This is a genomic window from Haloarcula sp. KBTZ06 (genome assembly GCF_048595605.1).
Lineage (GTDB): Archaea > Halobacteriota > Halobacteria > Halobacteriales > Haloarculaceae > Haloarcula > Haloarcula hispanica.
Genome location: NZ_CP184337.1, coordinates 897,496 through 912,034 on the forward strand (window position 1 = coordinate 897,496; position 14,539 = coordinate 912,034).

The following is a 14,539-nucleotide window of genomic DNA, read 5'->3' on the forward strand; positions in this document are numbered from 1 at the left end:
GGCGCGTGCCAAAGATCGGTCAGACAGGAACGCTATCCTGCACGTCGCTACACAGCAGGGCCGAGATAGCCCCATGCTTGCAGGCGGTCCCCGTCGCCGTCGATCCACCGCTCGCCGATGTCGTCGCGGTAGTAGCAGTTCGGGATGAGAATGTCGTCGACGCGTTCGTACGCCTGTTCTCGCGCCGCCTGCATCGTTTCGCCCTTGCCTGTGACGACTAGCGGCATCCCACTTTCGCCGGCGACCCGCCACTGCCCGTCGACCGCCGCTCCCGGCTCGCTTCTCTCGCCGGTCGCGCGGTCCGTGCCCGCAACAGACACGCGCTTCGCGTCCTCGATGTGGATGCCCTCGCGGCTGTCGGATCCGAAGACGACCGCGGCGTTGCGGGAGTTCTCGTCGTACGTCTTCTGGTCGTCGAACGGGAACGGCGGGAGGACGACCCGAACCGCGACCTGATACCCGCGGTGGACCTCCAGTTCGGGGTCGCGCCCGTTCGCCAGATCGAGGAAGAACTGGCCTGTTTCTGATTCGAACGACTCCTCTTGGAGCGTGATTGTGGGGTACCCGAACCGCGGCGTGAACTCCAGCGGATAGATACCGTCCTCGTTGACGATGCAGTTGATGTCGATGCTGCCGACGTACCCCTCGTCGGCGAGCCAGCCTTCCACCTTGCCGAGTGTCTCCGCGAACAGTTCGTTCCGGGCGGCCCAGAACATCGAAGTCCCCATCTCGCCGGTCGAGGGACCGATGTTGCCCGGAAACAGCTTCTTGTGCTCGAAGTTGAAGTTGATCGGTTCGACGAACGACTCGCCGTTGAAGAAACCACAGACGGCGATTTCGACGCCGTCGACCTTCCGCTGGAGCTGGAACCCTTTCATCCGGTGGCCCCACGCCTTCTTGTACGCTCGAAGCACATCGACGATGTCGCTGCCGTCGTCCTCGTTCCCGACGTAGAGCAGTCGCTTGACGTTCTGGACTTCCCCGAGCGGTTTGATGACGTACGGCGCAGGGTTCTCCTGGACGTGCTTGATGCCGGCGTCGAAGTCCTCGAAGACGTGATGCTCGATAGTGTTGACACCGTGGTCTTCGAGGACCTCCATCGCGTAGCCGCGGTCCTCTTCGAGCGCATCTGTGTTAGGTGTCCCGCCAACGACGGCGTGGCCTTCGGCCCGGAGTTCCTGTGCGAGTTCGCCGGTGCCGATGTCGCCGCCGACCCAGATGTCGTCGAAGACGACGACATCGGCCCAGTCGAGGTCGCCCCGCCAGTCATCGGTCTTCGGTACGAACCCGTCGGCGATCTCCTGATCGCTGCCGGCTTCGATGTAGTACCGGACGTCGTGTCCCTCCCGGCTGACCTGCCAGGCGATGTCACCGATGAGCGCCGCGTCCAACGAACAAAAGAGGAAATTCGCCATGGCGCGTCTGCGGGCGGGTGCGGGGTAAACGTTTCCTGTCCTGTCGACCACAGGTCATCGCTATCGCGATGGCAGCGAACCGGCCAGTCATACCCGGCTGCTCGATGCCCACTGATCTATTTAAATAAACCCACTTCCGTAAGCCGAACCGTTTTAGTCCCCATCTGTAAATCCCCACGTATGACACGCGACGAACTCGCGTCCGCGAGTGAACTGCTCGAATCGGCGGCCGAAGACACTGACAGCGACGAGGCGAGCGAGCGCCTCGCCGAACTCGCTGCCCAGCTTGACTCCCTTGCGACCGACGAACGCGGCCCGGACCACGGCCGACTCGCCCGCATCCAGTCGGCGCTCAACGACCTCAGCAGTGGCGACGCGGAAGACGTGACCGAAGCCATCGACGACGCCGACGACCAGATCAACGAGTATCGGTCCGACCTCGAAGGGGTCTGAGGCGGCACTCCTGCGCCAACACACGGCTGCCCGGTGACTTTCTGCGACGGAAAGACGGCTTTCGAACCGATGAGTCGCTACGACTCTGTCGCGGTTTCCTCGTCGACCGGCTTGATCCGGTGTGTCACGTCGTTGTTATCGTCCGGGGCCCGCAGATGATACGTGACTTCACGCGGCTCCGTATCGTCGACGTACGGTGTCTTAGCGTCGTGCGTGATACCCGCTGTTTCTCCTGGCTCCAGTACCCTATCAAACCGGCCGACAGGCGCGTAGGCGACGCGTGGGCCGGTTCGGTTGAGTGCGAGGACGTACCGACCTGCGGTGTCGCCCGTGTTCGTGACTGTTATCTCAAGCGTCGGCATGGCTGGCTCAGTGACACGCTCCGGTCCGTCGAGAGTAACGTCGAACGACGGCAACGGTGCTTCGAGTCTGTTCTGAACTGTCTTCGGCATCGTCCACTCCCCGCCGGGCCAAGACAGTCGGGCGTCGCTAGCTGAGCCGGTTTTGGGCAGGTCGAAGACCAGCGGCCCACCGGCCTCGGTGAACTGTCGGCCCCACTCGCCGTCGCGATACAGACCGTTCCTGAACGTCTCGGGGCTGTACGTCGCCCCATCGAATCTGAGCGAGAACGCGCCCCGGTCCACTCCCGAGCCCTCGATGGTCGTCGTGAGCACGAGAAACTGGCCGCCTGTCGGTTCAACGCTGATAGAGTCAGTGCGAGGAATCACGACGCCTGGTGCCACCACGGCGTCCGTGACGGTCACACTGGGCGGCGACCCAATGTCGGTTTCGCTACCGCCTGGTGACGGCATCGGCGTCACTGTCCCGGTGTCCTCGGTTTCACCCTGACATCCTGCACCGGTGATAGCCAGTCCGCAGAGTGCCAGAACGCGACGGCGGTACATGGCTCTGCGTTGCCCTGCCCCGGATAAATGCTTTCAGAAGGTACGGGTTCAGTTTTGACCGACTGATTCCAGTTCGGCCGGAATAGACCTGTCTCCTCGATCTGGGTAGTCTGTGTCGCTGATGAGGCAGGTGATGTCAGATTAAATAACATCTTAATTAATGTTTGTGACTAACCAAAAGCTTTTGACAATTCCATTGGTTTCAGTCAAATGTGTATCAGGTTGGGGGATCGGGTGGCGGTACCATCCCTACGTGGTGATATCAATGAGCAAATCAACGAATGGCCGAACGGCCCCTAAATCGATGCGTCACAAGCAAATACTCGATGTAGCGGCTGAGAACCCCGAGGCATCCATCGCAGAGCTTGCGGCCGAAGTACCGAGTGCAACAGCGGAACTGGTCGAGCGAGTTCTTGAGGAACACGGCGACCCGGCTGAGGCCGACGAGACGGAAACGGCCGCCCAGTCAGAGAGTGAACCGTCGACGGAGTCACAGTCATATCCAGCCCCTGCGGACCTCTCGTCGACAGAACGTGAGACGATCCGAGCAATCCAGAAACACCCCACCGCGTCCCAGCGGGACCTCGCGGAGAAGCTCGGCGTCACTGCCTCGACGGTGAGCAACCGCGTCAACGGGATCGACGGGTTCGACTGGGCGAACCGAGAAGCGTTCGCAAACGCCGTGTTCAGCGACGGAGAAGCCGAATCAGCGACGATCTCGGACGAGGCAGAAACCCAGACACCCGATACCCAATCGCCGGAGTCAACAGACAACCCCGACGGAGCCGACAGTCAAGCGTCAGGCCCTGATACTGCGCCCGACGACGGCGACCGCTCGCCAACGGAAGTCGAGACAGCGGCCGGCGAGGTGAACACCACGCTGACTACGTTCCAGTCAACCGTCGAGGACCTCTCCGCACAGTTGGCTGAACTCGAAGGACAGGTCGAAACCGTCACGGACGGCGGCGGCTCGCCAGAGCCGTTTCAGGAGCCCGAACTCGTTCACAAGGTCGTCCACGCGTGTATGGACTCCGACAAGATATCCGAGGAGGAAGAGCTCCGGATTCTGGATTCGCTGCTCTAGTTGTACTCCCGCCACCGGTGGCCACACTCCTGGCACTTGAAAAAGCGCGTCGGCGGTTCGTCGGCCGACCCGGTCTGTTTGATGGTGTACCACGCTTTCCCGTGTCCGCATTCCTCACAGGTCACGTCGTCAGCCGTGGGCTTCCCTTCGAAGTTCGAGCCCTCCTCGGTCTCTATCAGTTCGTCGCCGCTCTGTTCGTCCGTGCTGACGAACTCGGCCGCGCGGTCCTCGTCTTTGGTAACTCGCGCACCACAGGACTGACAGACCATCTCGTCACCGTCGGCGTGCATCATCGAACCACAGTCGTCGCAGAACTGCATACACGCCCGTCGGACACCGAGGCAAAAAGCCGTTACTGCTCGTCCTCGATCTCGTGTTGCTCGGCGACGACCGGACAGTCCAGTAGCCGGACCGTCTCCATGTCGAGGAACTCCATGATCTCGGTCCCCTCGTTCGTGCAGTGCGCGTTCGGCGGTGCGGAGAAGTGTTCACACTGCTCACAGTAGCGGTGTTTCGATACCTCCGCGTAGCGGCTCTCGGGTGTAGTCTTGTCGTCGCCGTCCTCGGCGATTTCCGCCCACACCTTGTCCGCGTCGATGTGATCGACGTCGACCCGCTCGAACGCGCTCTCGCCGCTCCCGAAGGGGTCCTCGCCGCGCTCGTCCATTCCCGAGAAGGGGTCGTCCGGGTCGGGTGATGACCCCGAAAGGTGACTGTCCGATTCAGGTGCCGAATCTGAACGGAACTCTTCCGTGTCGACAGCCGAGAGCAGGTCGTCAGCATCGGTTGCATCGGGTTCCGCCTCGGACGCACCGTCGGCCGGTTCGTCGCTCGATTCGCTGCCCGGCCAACCGTCGTCGGGTGGCTGGCGTGCGTCTGCCGAGCCGTCCGCGTCGTCAGGCCCCGCACCGAGGCGCTCGAACGGGTCGCCCTCGCGGTCGTCATCCGGGTCGAGCTCTTCGAAGGGGTCTCGCTCGTCGTCACTCATTGGTCTCTCCCGGTTCAAGCTGTGCTGCGGCCACTAGCCGCGCCTTCGAGCGGATAATGCCGCCCTCAGGCCGGACGTCCGACACCGTCGTGTTGCAGTGTGGACACTGGGGTTCGGTCAACAGTCCGATCTCGACCTGCTCGTCACAGTTCGAACAGCGTGCCGTCGAGATGTTCTCCTGGGCCGCGGCGCGTTTCAGCCGGTCGACCGCTTTCTGATTCTGGTCCCGGCCGCCCTGGTCGTCGCGGAGGTCGCTGACGACCCAGGCGACGCGGGTGAGTTTGTCTTCGACATCGTCGAGTCGGCTGTCGATGTCAGCGACTCGCTCGTTCTCTGTTTCGAGCGACTCGGTCACGTCGCCCCGAAGCGCGGCGAGTTCCGCCTCGATATCTTCGATCTCTTGTGTGAGTGCATCGATGCGGTCGAACTCTTCGTGGCCGTGGTCGGCCGGCGCTTTCGCGTCGGCCTCCCGTTTGACCTGCACGACGCGCTCGCGGACGTCTTCGATCTTCGTCTGAAAGTCCGCTTCGAGCGCGTCGAACCGCTCTGCGAGTTGGCGTTCCACCGTGTCGACGATATCGGGGAGCTGGGAACTGACAGCGCTCTCGGTCGCTGCTTCGACTGAGCCGTTCAGCTTCTCGTCCACGGTCGCGGCGACGACGGCATCCAACTCGTCCGCCGATGGCTGAATGAGGTCGTCCATCCCATCGTCCGAGTCGGCCGCTGTCATATATGCGGCCAGCAGTTGCTCCATGACGGCGTCGCGAGGCACGCCGAGCGTCTCGGCCTGCTCGGTCAGCCACTCGTCTAGATCTGCAGATAGCTCGACGTACACTCCTCCGTCATCAGTCGACTCGGAGGACATTACGACACCCTTGACGAACAAGACTGATAAGGGTTTGTCGCCGATTTCAGATACCGAGAGCGGGAGCGAACCGTCAGCACGCGGCTCGTTGTCTTTTTCCGACAGTTACGGGCATCTCTGCTGCCGACTATCGCTACCGAATCTTGCGCACGTCGCTGATATCGAAGCCGGCATCGCCCAGTTCGGTCTCGAACTGCACGATGTCCTCGTCCTCTATCTGCGAGAGGACGCCGCGGAACTGCTGGACGACGAGGGTCCGAGCCCGGGTGGAACCGCCGGACTCCCACGCGAACTCCATCGTGCCGTGGGATGCGTCGACGAGCTGCCCGTGTCGGGTCGACGATATCGTCTCCGGATTGACGTGCAAGAGGATAAGGCCCCCCCACTGGTGGGCTGCCTTCTGGATTCCCTGGACGAGCGAGCTGACGTCCGACCAGCTGACTTCCTCGTCCGTCGCGCTAACGAGGTCAGACAGCGAGTCGATGACGACGAGATTGTTCGCCGCCACGTCGTTCAATACCATCCCGAGCGTGCCGAGCAGGTCATCCCGCTCGTGGCGCGCCCGGAGGTCGGTGATTGACGCGGTCTCCCTGGCGTACCACTCTCGCGGCACCGGACTGATGTGGAAGTACCGCTCCGAGAGGTCGTGAAACTCGACCGCCTGGCTTCCCTTGTCGACCACGTCGTCGTCCATCGCCAGCCGCATCTCGCTGACCAGTTGCGACTCGCTTGTTGTAAAGGAGATGTAGTGGACTTCGTCCGGGGCAACAGCGTCGGCCGAGCGGTCGCCGTAGTAGAGGTCGTGTAGCTCCCCGTCCACCTGTTCGAGCCCGTTGATGAGTGCGCTCGTATGCATGAACTCCCGGGAGCCAGCGCCGGCCTCGCCGGACAGCAGGACGACGCTCCCGGCGGGCGCTCCACCGTTGATGATGGAGTCGAGCTGCCGGATTCCGAACGGGATTCGCTCCATACGTCCACCTACCTACGCGGTCGCTTAAACGCTTGGCCTGTCTCACTGTCGTGGTCGGGAGAGCGACAGCGAGCCCGGAGGTTACCGCCAGACGGCCCGACCGAGCCGCGTCTCCGAGAGGTCGAAGTCGAAGCGGTCCGTCCACAGCAGGCCGGCCCCCAGCAGCGCGGCCAGGCCGACAGGCACCCAGTTCGCATAAAAGAGGTTGATACCGCCCCACAGCAGGACGAAGCTCACCAGGTCATCGAGCATGAACGGGCAGTCCCGGAGCCGCTGTCGGAGCCCTGCGCGGTCGAACCCGAGGTCGAACAGCAGGACGGCGACCGATCCAGAGAGGAGCCAGCCGGTGTAGTTCTGCCACGGGACGCCGTAGAACTGGGGCATCTCGTAGGTCCAGAAACCGATTGCCACGGCGCCAGGATCGAGCACGAGGTCGACGAGCATGACCGTCGCCAGCGTCGCCAGCAGCCGAACCGCGGTTGACGCCGCCCTGTTGCCGAGCAACAGCAGGACGAGCAGGTAGGCGTTCAGGACCAGCGGGAAGAAGAAGACCGGGAGCCCGAACGGCACCTCGCCCAGCAGCATCGGGCCAAGGTCGACGCCGTACGTGAACTCGCCGTAGGGCCAGCCGGTCCGGACACCGACGAGTTCGATGCCGTAGGAGTAGAGCGTCAGCGCGACCAGCGCCAGCCCGGCCCGGCGGTCCACGAGCGGAAAGACACCGGCCACGAGAGGCAACCGCATCACGAACGTTCCGAACAGGACGAAGTAGGGGTTGAACGCGAGCGGGTCGGGCAACAGTCCCTCGGCGCTGGCAAGCAGGGTGACAGCGCCGACGAGCGGGAAAACGACGGCGATGGTAAAGCGGTTCTCGGTGACGAACTGGTCGAACTGCGCGGTCGCGTCGGTCCTTGTCTCGGGTAGCGTCCAGCCCGCTATGGTCCGGTCCTCGCCGCTACCCATACAGCATCACCCACAGCGCGATGAGTGTGAACACCATGCCGACGACGGTGTTGATCGCAGGATACCACCAGTACGCCTCGTCGATGTCGACGCCGATGCCGAGAATCCCGAAGACGAGGCCGGGGTAGACGAGCAGTAGCAGGCCGAATACCCAGTGCGTGTAGGTGAATACGAACGCGGCCGTGAGCCAGCACATCACGCAGTAGTAGTAGGTGTTTGACTCCCCGAGGAACGTCGCCGTCGTCTGGATACCGGCCTCACGGTCGGGTTCGATGTCCGGAATCGCCGAGAAGGTGTGCATCCCCATCGCCCAGAGCCACGCGCCGGCGACCGCCGACGCTGGCGGGGCCGCTCCTTCGATAGCGGCGTAGCCGATGACGCCCGGCAGGATGTACAGCCCGTTCGAGATGGAATCAAGGAACGGCGTCGTCTTGAACCGCAGCGGCGGGGCCGAGTACTCGACAGAGAGCGCAACCCAGGCGAGCAGGGCCACGACCCCGAGCATCGGCAGCCCGAGGACGAACACCAACGCGAGCGCGCCGCTTGCGACGACGATGGCTGTGACGGCGCTGTCACCGCGGTAGCTGACCTCTCGGCCCTCGTCCTTCTTGGGATTGTGCTCGTCGATGTCGGCATCGAAGATGTCGTTGACCCCGTAGAGAAACACGTTCCCGGGAATGGTGAAGTACAGAAACAGCGCGATAGCCAGCGGCGAGAACAGTTCGCCCGGGCCGTCGGCCGCGTAGCTGACGCCGACGATGACCGGGCCGCCGAGGTACAGCCAGAACCGCGGCCGGGAGAGCCGCAACAGGTAGCCCACAAGCGTCTCCTTCGGCGGAATGACGGCGGTAATGCGGTCAGTCGGGAGTTCGGGCATTACTCAGGCGATATCCTCGATGAGCGCCTCTGCGGTGTGTTCGCCGCTGATGAGACACATCGGCACGCCGATGCCGGGCGTCGTGAACGACCCCGTGAAGTAGAGGCCGTCGACGGCCGACGAGCGGTTGTTGGGTCGCAGCAGGGCGGTCTGGCGGAGTGTGTGTGCCAGCCCGAGAGCTGTGCCCTCCGTGGCGTTGTACCGCTCGCCGAAGTCGGAGACGGCGAACTGCTTCTCGTAGACGATGCGGTCGCGCAGGTCGACGCCGGTGTTGTCAGCGATGTCGGCAAGCACCTTCTCGCGGTACTCCTCGCGGATCTCGTCGCCGTCGTGCAGGCCCGGCGCGATTGGGACCAGAACGAACAGGTTCGAGTGCCCGTCTGGGGCGACGGTGTCGTCGGTTTTCGAGGGCACACAGAGGTAGTACGCCGGGTCATCGGGCCACGCGGGCTCGTCGAAGATGTCGTCGAAGTGGGGGTCCCAGTCCGTCGGCAGGACGAGCGTGTGGTGCTTCAGGGGCTCCACGTCGCCCTCGACACCCATGTACATGAGGAAGGCGGACGGTGCGTACGTTTTGTCGTCCCAGTAATCGTCGTCGTACTGGCGCTCGTGGTCGGGCAGGAGTTCCCGTTCGGCGTGGCCGTAGTCGGCGTTGACGACCACTTCGTCGGGGTGGGTCGTGTCGCCGTGGACTGTCTCCACGAGGAATCCATCCTTCCGCCGGGAAATCTCGTCGACTTCGGCGTCGGTCTCGTAGGTGACGCCGAGTTCCTCGCCGAGTTCGACGAGGCCGTCGACGACCGCGCCGACGCCGCCGTCGGGGTAGTAGACGCCGAGGTTGAAATCGACGTGGCTCATCATGTTGTACAGCGCTGGCGTCGTCCGGGGCGAACCGCCGAGGAAGACGAGCGTGTACTGCATTATTTGCTGGAGCTTCGGGTGCTCGAAGTAGTCCTCGACGTGGCTCTGCATCGTGCCGATGAGCTGGAGGCCGACCGGCGCGGCAGTCATCACATCGAGGTCAATCCAGTCGCGCAGCTCCGAGCGGTCCTCGTAGACGAACTTGTTCATCGCCGTCTCGTAGTGACGTTCGCTCGTCGCGAGGTAGTCCCGGAAGGCCTCGCCCGCACCGGGTTCGTACTCCTCGAATTTCTGGGCCATCTGGTCGTTGTCGCCGGTCACGTCGATCTGGTCGCCGTCCTTGAAGAAGACCCGGTAGTGCGGGTCGAGCCCCTGGAGGTCGTAGTAGTCGCGCGGCTCCTTGCCGAAGTACGCGAAGAACCGCTCGAACACGTCGGGCATCAGATACCACGACGGACCCATGTCGAACCGGAACCCGTCCACCTCCAGCCGGGAGGCGCGGCCCCCGAGTTGCTCGTTTTTCTCCAGTAGCGAGACGTCCGCGCCTGCGTCCGCCAGATAGCACGCGGCGGAGAGGCCACCGATGCCGCCACCGACGACAGTTACGTCTTCACCGGACAAGTCACTCATTACTAGTATTGAGGGGCTGGACCGTCAATAAATGAGCGGCCAAACTGCATCGGTATGCCATTCGTGGCCATATGTCGGGCCGCCGAGCGGCTCAGTGGGAGACGTATATGGGGATGGGGGCCAGACTGACACGTATGGAACCTGACCTCGCAGCACTGGACGCATATCTCGATGACGCCGGCGTCGACGGCTACCTCCTCGATGCGGATTCCGAGGTGTCAGACCAGTACTACCTCTCTGGCTTCGACGCGCCGGACCCGTTCATCACGCTGTACGACGGCGACACACATCTCCTCTTCCCGCGGAGTCTGGAGTTCGGTCGCGCCAAGCGTGAATCGCGAGCCGAGACCGTCGAACGGTACGTGGACTTCGACCACCAGAAGAAGGTCGAGGAGTACGGTCCCGAGGAGGCAGTCTCGCACGTCCTCGCGGATTTCCTCGCGGCCTACGATGTGGACAGCGTGGCCGTACCCCCGCGGTTCCCGCTCCGGACTGCGGACGGCCTGCGCGAACGTGGTGTCGACGTGACGGCCGACACCGACGGCATCGTCACGGAGATCCGCGCGACGAAGACCGAGACCGAAGTCGACTACGTCCGGACGGCACAGCGGGCCAACGAGGCGGCGATGCAGGCGGCCGAATCGCTGCTTGAGGCGTCAGAGATTGCCGAGGACGACACGCTCGAAATTGACGGCGAGACGCTGACGAGCGAGCGGGTGAAAGAGGAGATCGAGGTGACGCTGCTCCGGCACGGCTGTTCACTGGACGAGACTATCGTCGCCTGCGGGGCGGACGCTGCGGACCCTCACGACTCTGGGAGCGGGCCGCTCGTCGCCCACGAGCCGGTTATCATCGACATCTTCCCGAAGGACAAGGCGACGAAGTACCACGCCGACATGACGCGGACGTTCGTCAAAGGCGAGCCAAGCGAGACGGTGCGGGAGTGGTACGACCTCACCGAGCGGGCGATGGAAGCGGCGTTCGATGCGCTGGAACCCGGTGCGACCGGCAAAGACGTACACGACGCTGTCTGTGACGTGTACGAGGACGCCGGCGAGCCGACGTTGCGTGATGACGACCGAACGGAGACAGGGTTCATCCACAGCACGGGCCACGGCGTCGGGCTGGACGTCCACGAGCTTCCACGGCTGGCACCGAATGGCGGCGAACTCGAACCGGGACACATCGTCACTATCGAGCCCGGCCTCTATGACCCCGATGTCGGCGGGGTCAGAATCGAAGATATCGCCGTCGTCACTGCCGATGGCTACGAGAACCTGACTGAGTACGAGATTCAGTTCGTCGTCTGAGCCGGTCGTTTCAGCGCCGTTCCATCTGGCCGCCACAGGACAGACAGGCCACGTTAGCGTCTCCAGTCTGGGAAGCAGTTTTATCCTGGCCTCCGTTGGTGACTGCGTTATCTTCTATCAAGATGTTCGTTACCATGACACATTATATTCCGCGGCTCCATCATGAACATTTATTATGGATGGGGCAAAAGGTGGTGATACTCAATGCTTGTATCCGATGTACGCCCCTCACGCGACCCTCACACTGCACTGCCCACAAACCACAGACGCCGGCCGACACGACCCCCAGGATGACAACACGAATCACGACCCCCCGAAACGACGACTCGTACCCGACAACCACGCTGCCCTTCGACGACGCGGAGAGCAAGTCCCGCCGCGCGCCGAAGATGTTCTCGCCGACCAATCACGCCACGATGGGCCAGTTCGACACTGAGGCCACGGACCCGCGGTAAGCTGGGACACAACGCATATCCCGCCGGCACGCTTCCGTGCCGATATGTCCGATTACACCACAGTATCGATTCCGAAGGACCTCGCGGAGCGCGTCGAAGAGACAATCGAAGGGACGAGTTTCTCCAGCACCTCTGACCTCGTTCGGTTCCTGCTCCGGAGTATCGTCGTCCAGCACCAGCGGGAAGGCGAACTGACCGAAGCGCAGTTCCAGGATATCACCGACCAGTTGCGGGACCTGGGCTACTTGGAGTAACCGCTCCGGAGACGGAACGCTACTGCGGATACTTTTCCGGAGGCTCGACGTCGAGAACCGTGACCTCCTGTTCCTGCCCGGATCTGTCGAAGGCTCCGAAGGCGTCGATATCCCACGGCGGGATGCCGACGAAGATCACCTCGTGCAGGTCGTCGGTCTTGCTGACGCCCATGTACCCGTCGGGGTGGGAAACGAATCGGCCCTGTGTCTGGCCGGCCGGCGTTCCAAGGTCGACGCCGAACACCGCCTTCACCGAGGCCCCGGCTGAGGGGAGATAGAAGTCAGTGAACACCGGTGCCTCGTCCGGTAAGTCAGCATCCGGGAGTTCTCCGGCCGGCGTGACGGCCAGCGAAATCGTCACGTCGTCAGGTTCGGCCTCGCTGGCGAGCCGTAACAGCGTCTCGACGAGTCCGCGTGTGACGTAGACCACGCCACACCTTCGCACGGGCCGGGTAAAACAGCGTCGCTTCCGTCGGTTTAGCCGAGCACGAGCGACTTGAGGTTCTTCGCGTACAGGCCCGGCGTCCGGCCTCGCGACCCGCGGAGCGCGTACGCGATGTCCTCGGCGGCACCTTCCATCACACCCTCTCCGTGACCGACCAGGACCCGCTCGGGGTCCAGCCGGGAGAGTTTCTTCGGGGGGAACAGGCGCAACATTGGGTGGACACCGAGTCGCTCGTCACCGGCGAGGAAGTAGTCCGCCGCCCCGACTGCCTCGGGGACGACCAGCGTATCGTCCTCGTCGCCATACAGCGCGGCCTCTTGCCAGAACGTGTTCTTGATAATCTTGTGGACGCCGTAGTCCGTGCCCGGCAGTTGTCGGTGCATGCGTTCAACCGGCGCGTCGATGTCTTCCTCGACACCCGACATCCACTCGGGGATGTACACCGACACGTCGTGTCGGTTCGCAACGGCGGCGCTGTCGCGTTTGTGCCGGTCTAACAGGATGACGACGCCGGCCACGTCGCCGAACTCGGCGAACAGGTCGTCGATACCGTCGACGTCTATCGGGTCGACGACGAACACGCCGGCATCCGTCTTGAGGACGTGACTCGCCCGGACCATCATTTCGTCGGGATACGGAATGTAGCTCACGCCGCGCTCCCAGCGGTTCGTCTCCAGCCACGCCGCCGTTTCGTCCTGCGTGTTGGTTGGCATACGCCTCTGTACGGGCCTGACGTGAATAAATGGTCGAGAACGGGAAACTCGCGTGCTGGGGTTGTTTCGCCTCCGAAACGTCGTCCACAGCGGCTTTGTCGGTGGCGACCGAAGTGCCGATATGCTCTCCTCGCCCGCCTGGCTCACACTGGAGGTGAAGTATCCGGACCGTGCAACAGCGTTCTACGAGGCCTTTCTGGAACTCGACGTACTCTCAGAGAGCCCAGACGAGGCCGTGCTCGCGGCCGGCGACACCGAACTCAGGCTCCGCGCGCCGGGGACGGTTCCGCGCGGCGGGCTCCACACCCACTACGCACTGACCATTCCCGAGCGGGAGTACGACGACTGGTACGGCCGGCTGGACGAGCGCTTCGACCTGGTCGAACACACCTTCGGGGACGCGCGCTCGCTGTACTTCTACGACCCGCAGGGCAACTGCGTGGAACTCGGCGAGCGGGCGGTCGACGGCGATGGCGTCACCGGCCTGTTCGAACTCGTCCTCGAAGTCGAGGACCTGTCCTCGGCCGTGGCGTTCTACACCTCGCTGGGGTTCGACATGGTCGACGACGGCCGCGACGAAGGCCGCGTTCGGCTCTCGACCGGCGACCTCGACCTGGAACTGTGGTCACCGCGGCTCGGCATCGCTGACGCCCGCGGCGGCGTTCACGTCGACTTCGGCGTCGTCGCCGAAGACCCGAAATCGACGGCCAGGGAAGTCGCTGACGACGCGCTTTCGGTCACCTCGGTCGAGGACGGCGTCCGAATCAGGGACCGGGACGGCCACTACCTGACGCTGGTGTCGGCGTAGACAACCGCCGGTGTCGGCGTAGCGGGCCACGATGCTAGCGTAGCGGGCCAGTGGTACCGGGGGTGAATCCGCCGGAAGCGAATATAATGACTACCCCCGTATTAGTAGCTGTATAGACACCTCATAGGCAGGTTCTTTTCGTGTCGGCGGCCACGTTTCACCCGAGGATGTCCCCGACTGACTCCCGAGCCGAACAGGAAGCCCCTGCGAAGGCGACGCTGTTCTGTCCGGACTGTGGGCACCGGAGCAGGTACGACGGCGACTGGATGGTGGTCGAGCACCACGGCGGCACGCACTACCGCTGTCCGGACTGCCACGCCCAGATCACGACCCGACCGAGCCACACTGACAGGGGTTCGCCCCGGTTCTTCGACACCTACTGGCAAGCGTGGGACCGGGGTATCCGCGTATGGCATGGACTGCTGCAGCGATTCCTCTCCCCGTGACCGGTACGTCAGCTATTCTGTCAGCGAAACCCACTATTCCCGCTATTTCCACGTCTGTCTCAAGAAACGCACCGCCCGCAACAAGACAGTTGAAGCA

General features: G+C 63.4%; 18 protein-coding genes. 7 read left to right on the forward strand and 11 right to left on the reverse strand.

Annotated features, from left to right (window positions below; translation table 11 throughout):
* Window positions 1-47: 47 nt before the first annotated feature.
* A complete protein-coding gene (locus ACNO8S_RS04795) occupies window positions 48-1,415 on the reverse strand; it encodes a phosphoribosylamine--glycine ligase (RefSeq protein ID WP_420182571.1) in 1,368 nt (455 codons plus the stop codon).
* A gap of 180 nt (window positions 1,416-1,595) precedes the next feature.
* On the opposite strand from ACNO8S_RS04795, the gene ACNO8S_RS04800 reads away from it, so the two are divergent.
* Complete coding sequence (locus tag ACNO8S_RS04800; protein WP_008310011.1) at window positions 1,596-1,868, forward strand: DUF7553 family protein; 273 nt, start codon at window positions 1,596-1,598, stop codon at window positions 1,866-1,868.
* 77 nt (window positions 1,869-1,945) lie between these two features.
* On the opposite strand, the gene ACNO8S_RS04805 is transcribed toward ACNO8S_RS04800, so the two are convergent.
* Complete coding sequence (locus tag ACNO8S_RS04805) at window positions 1,946-2,773, reverse strand: hypothetical protein (protein ID WP_420182572.1); 828 nt, start codon at window positions 2,771-2,773, stop codon at window positions 1,946-1,948.
* A gap of 304 nt (window positions 2,774-3,077) precedes the next feature.
* On the opposite strand from ACNO8S_RS04805, the gene ACNO8S_RS04810 reads away from it, so the two are divergent.
* The gene (locus tag ACNO8S_RS04810; RefSeq protein ID WP_014039956.1) at window positions 3,078-3,857 is read left to right on the forward strand and encodes a winged helix-turn-helix domain-containing protein; all 780 of its coding nucleotides are present in this window, start codon (window positions 3,078-3,080) and stop codon (window positions 3,855-3,857) included.
* On the opposite strand, the gene ACNO8S_RS04815 is transcribed toward ACNO8S_RS04810, so the two are convergent.
* The 7 genes from ACNO8S_RS04815 to crtD form a co-directional block, all read right to left on the reverse strand.
* Window positions 3,854-4,177, reverse strand: coding sequence for a transcription factor S (locus tag ACNO8S_RS04815; RefSeq protein WP_014039957.1), 324 nt, complete (start codon window positions 4,175-4,177; stop codon window positions 3,854-3,856). The genes ACNO8S_RS04810 and ACNO8S_RS04815 overlap by 4 nt on opposite strands.
* Before the next feature lie 32 nt (window positions 4,178-4,209).
* A complete protein-coding gene (locus ACNO8S_RS04820) occupies window positions 4,210-4,845 on the reverse strand; it encodes a hypothetical protein (protein ID WP_129754983.1) in 636 nt (211 codons plus the stop codon).
* A complete protein-coding gene (locus ACNO8S_RS04825) occupies window positions 4,838-5,710 on the reverse strand; it encodes a hypothetical protein (protein WP_129754984.1) in 873 nt (290 codons plus the stop codon). The genes ACNO8S_RS04820 and ACNO8S_RS04825 overlap by 8 nt, the downstream gene beginning before the upstream one ends.
* 133 nt (window positions 5,711-5,843) lie before the next feature.
* A complete protein-coding gene (locus tag ACNO8S_RS04830; protein ID WP_014039960.1) occupies window positions 5,844-6,680 on the reverse strand; it encodes an RAD55 family ATPase in 837 nt (278 codons plus the stop codon).
* Between the two features lie 81 nt (window positions 6,681-6,761).
* The gene (cruF, locus tag ACNO8S_RS04835; protein ID WP_014039961.1) at window positions 6,762-7,643 is read right to left on the reverse strand and encodes a bisanhydrobacterioruberin hydratase; all 882 of its coding nucleotides are present in this window, start codon (window positions 7,641-7,643) and stop codon (window positions 6,762-6,764) included.
* A complete protein-coding gene (locus tag ACNO8S_RS04840) occupies window positions 7,636-8,520 on the reverse strand; it encodes a prenyltransferase (protein WP_129754985.1) in 885 nt (294 codons plus the stop codon). The genes cruF and ACNO8S_RS04840 overlap by 8 nt, the downstream gene beginning before the upstream one ends.
* A gap of 3 nt (window positions 8,521-8,523) precedes the next feature.
* The gene (crtD, locus tag ACNO8S_RS04845; RefSeq protein WP_064288450.1) at window positions 8,524-10,011 is read right to left on the reverse strand and encodes a carotenoid 3,4-desaturase; all 1,488 of its coding nucleotides are present in this window, start codon (window positions 10,009-10,011) and stop codon (window positions 8,524-8,526) included.
* 134 nt (window positions 10,012-10,145) lie between these two features.
* Here crtD and ACNO8S_RS04850 point away from each other — a divergent pair, with 134 nt between their 5' ends.
* From ACNO8S_RS04850 to ACNO8S_RS04860, 3 genes are all read left to right on the forward strand, one after another.
* Window positions 10,146-11,321, forward strand: coding sequence for a M24 family metallopeptidase (locus ACNO8S_RS04850; protein WP_146417405.1), 1,176 nt, complete (start codon window positions 10,146-10,148; stop codon window positions 11,319-11,321).
* A 290-nt stretch (window positions 11,322-11,611) separates the two neighbouring features.
* Window positions 11,612-11,776, forward strand: coding sequence for a hypothetical protein (locus tag ACNO8S_RS04855; RefSeq protein WP_008309989.1), 165 nt, complete (start codon window positions 11,612-11,614; stop codon window positions 11,774-11,776).
* A 44-nt stretch (window positions 11,777-11,820) separates the two neighbouring features.
* Complete coding sequence (locus tag ACNO8S_RS04860) at window positions 11,821-12,030, forward strand: ribbon-helix-helix domain-containing protein (protein ID WP_008309988.1); 210 nt, start codon at window positions 11,821-11,823, stop codon at window positions 12,028-12,030.
* 19 nt (window positions 12,031-12,049) lie between these two features.
* On the opposite strand, the gene ACNO8S_RS04865 is transcribed toward ACNO8S_RS04860, so the two are convergent.
* Together ACNO8S_RS04865 and ACNO8S_RS04870 are read right to left on the reverse strand one after the other, a co-directional pair.
* Window positions 12,050-12,460: a hypothetical protein gene (locus ACNO8S_RS04865; RefSeq protein WP_151103170.1), complete on the reverse strand. Its 411-nt coding sequence runs from the start codon at window positions 12,458-12,460 to the stop codon at window positions 12,050-12,052.
* Window positions 12,461-12,507: 47 nt separating this feature from the next.
* The gene (locus ACNO8S_RS04870; protein WP_014039966.1) at window positions 12,508-13,188 is read right to left on the reverse strand and encodes a hypothetical protein; all 681 of its coding nucleotides are present in this window, start codon (window positions 13,186-13,188) and stop codon (window positions 12,508-12,510) included.
* Window positions 13,189-13,309: 121 nt separating this feature from the next.
* Between ACNO8S_RS04870 and ACNO8S_RS04875 the strand changes: the two genes are divergently transcribed.
* Both ACNO8S_RS04875 and ACNO8S_RS04880 read left to right on the forward strand, forming a co-directional pair.
* On the forward strand, window positions 13,310-13,996 hold the full coding sequence (locus ACNO8S_RS04875) for a VOC family protein (RefSeq protein WP_044952185.1): 687 nt from the start codon (window positions 13,310-13,312) through the stop codon (window positions 13,994-13,996).
* A gap of 167 nt (window positions 13,997-14,163) precedes the next feature.
* Window positions 14,164-14,442 carry a hypothetical protein gene (locus ACNO8S_RS04880; protein WP_420182573.1) on the forward strand — a complete coding sequence of 93 codons (279 nt, stop codon included), beginning with the start codon at window positions 14,164-14,166 and terminating at the stop codon, window positions 14,440-14,442.
* The last annotated feature ends 97 nt before the right edge of the window (window positions 14,443-14,539 follow it).

Bases quoted from the DNA above. Each gene is read 5' to 3' on its own strand.
- ACNO8S_RS04860 (WP_008309988.1), top strand. From the start codon at position 11,821: ATGTCCGATTACACCACAGTATCGATTCCGAAGGACCTCGCGGAGCGC.
- ACNO8S_RS04855 (WP_008309989.1), top strand. From the start codon at position 11,612: ATGACAACACGAATCACGACCCCCCGAAACGACGACTCGTACCCGACA.
- ACNO8S_RS04810 (WP_014039956.1), top strand. From the start codon at position 3,078: ATGCGTCACAAGCAAATACTCGATGTAGCGGCTGAGAACCCCGAGGCA.
- ACNO8S_RS04850 (WP_146417405.1), top strand. From the start codon at position 10,146: ATGGAACCTGACCTCGCAGCACTGGACGCATATCTCGATGACGCCGGC.
- ACNO8S_RS04880 (WP_420182573.1), top strand. From the start codon at position 14,164: ATGTCCCCGACTGACTCCCGAGCCGAACAGGAAGCCCCTGCGAAGGCG.
- ACNO8S_RS04825 (WP_129754984.1), bottom strand. From the start codon at position 5,710: ATGTCCTCCGAGTCGACTGATGACGGAGGAGTGTACGTCGAGCTATCT.
- ACNO8S_RS04800 (WP_008310011.1), top strand. From the start codon at position 1,596: ATGACACGCGACGAACTCGCGTCCGCGAGTGAACTGCTCGAATCGGCG.
- cruF (WP_014039961.1), bottom strand. From the start codon at position 7,643: ATGGGTAGCGGCGAGGACCGGACCATAGCGGGCTGGACGCTACCCGAG.
- ACNO8S_RS04795 (WP_420182571.1), bottom strand. From the start codon at position 1,415: ATGGCGAATTTCCTCTTTTGTTCGTTGGACGCGGCGCTCATCGGTGAC.
- crtD (WP_064288450.1), bottom strand. From the start codon at position 10,011: ATGAGTGACTTGTCCGGTGAAGACGTAACTGTCGTCGGTGGCGGCATC.
- ACNO8S_RS04875 (WP_044952185.1), top strand. From the start codon at position 13,310: ATGCTCTCCTCGCCCGCCTGGCTCACACTGGAGGTGAAGTATCCGGAC.
- ACNO8S_RS04805 (WP_420182572.1), bottom strand. From the start codon at position 2,773: ATGTACCGCCGTCGCGTTCTGGCACTCTGCGGACTGGCTATCACCGGT.
- ACNO8S_RS04870 (WP_014039966.1), bottom strand. From the start codon at position 13,188: ATGCCAACCAACACGCAGGACGAAACGGCGGCGTGGCTGGAGACGAAC.
- ACNO8S_RS04830 (WP_014039960.1), bottom strand. From the start codon at position 6,680: ATGGAGCGAATCCCGTTCGGAATCCGGCAGCTCGACTCCATCATCAAC.
- ACNO8S_RS04820 (WP_129754983.1), bottom strand. From the start codon at position 4,845: ATGAGTGACGACGAGCGAGACCCCTTCGAAGAGCTCGACCCGGATGAC.
- ACNO8S_RS04815 (WP_014039957.1), bottom strand. From the start codon at position 4,177: ATGCAGTTCTGCGACGACTGTGGTTCGATGATGCACGCCGACGGTGAC.
- ACNO8S_RS04840 (WP_129754985.1), bottom strand. From the start codon at position 8,520: ATGCCCGAACTCCCGACTGACCGCATTACCGCCGTCATTCCGCCGAAG.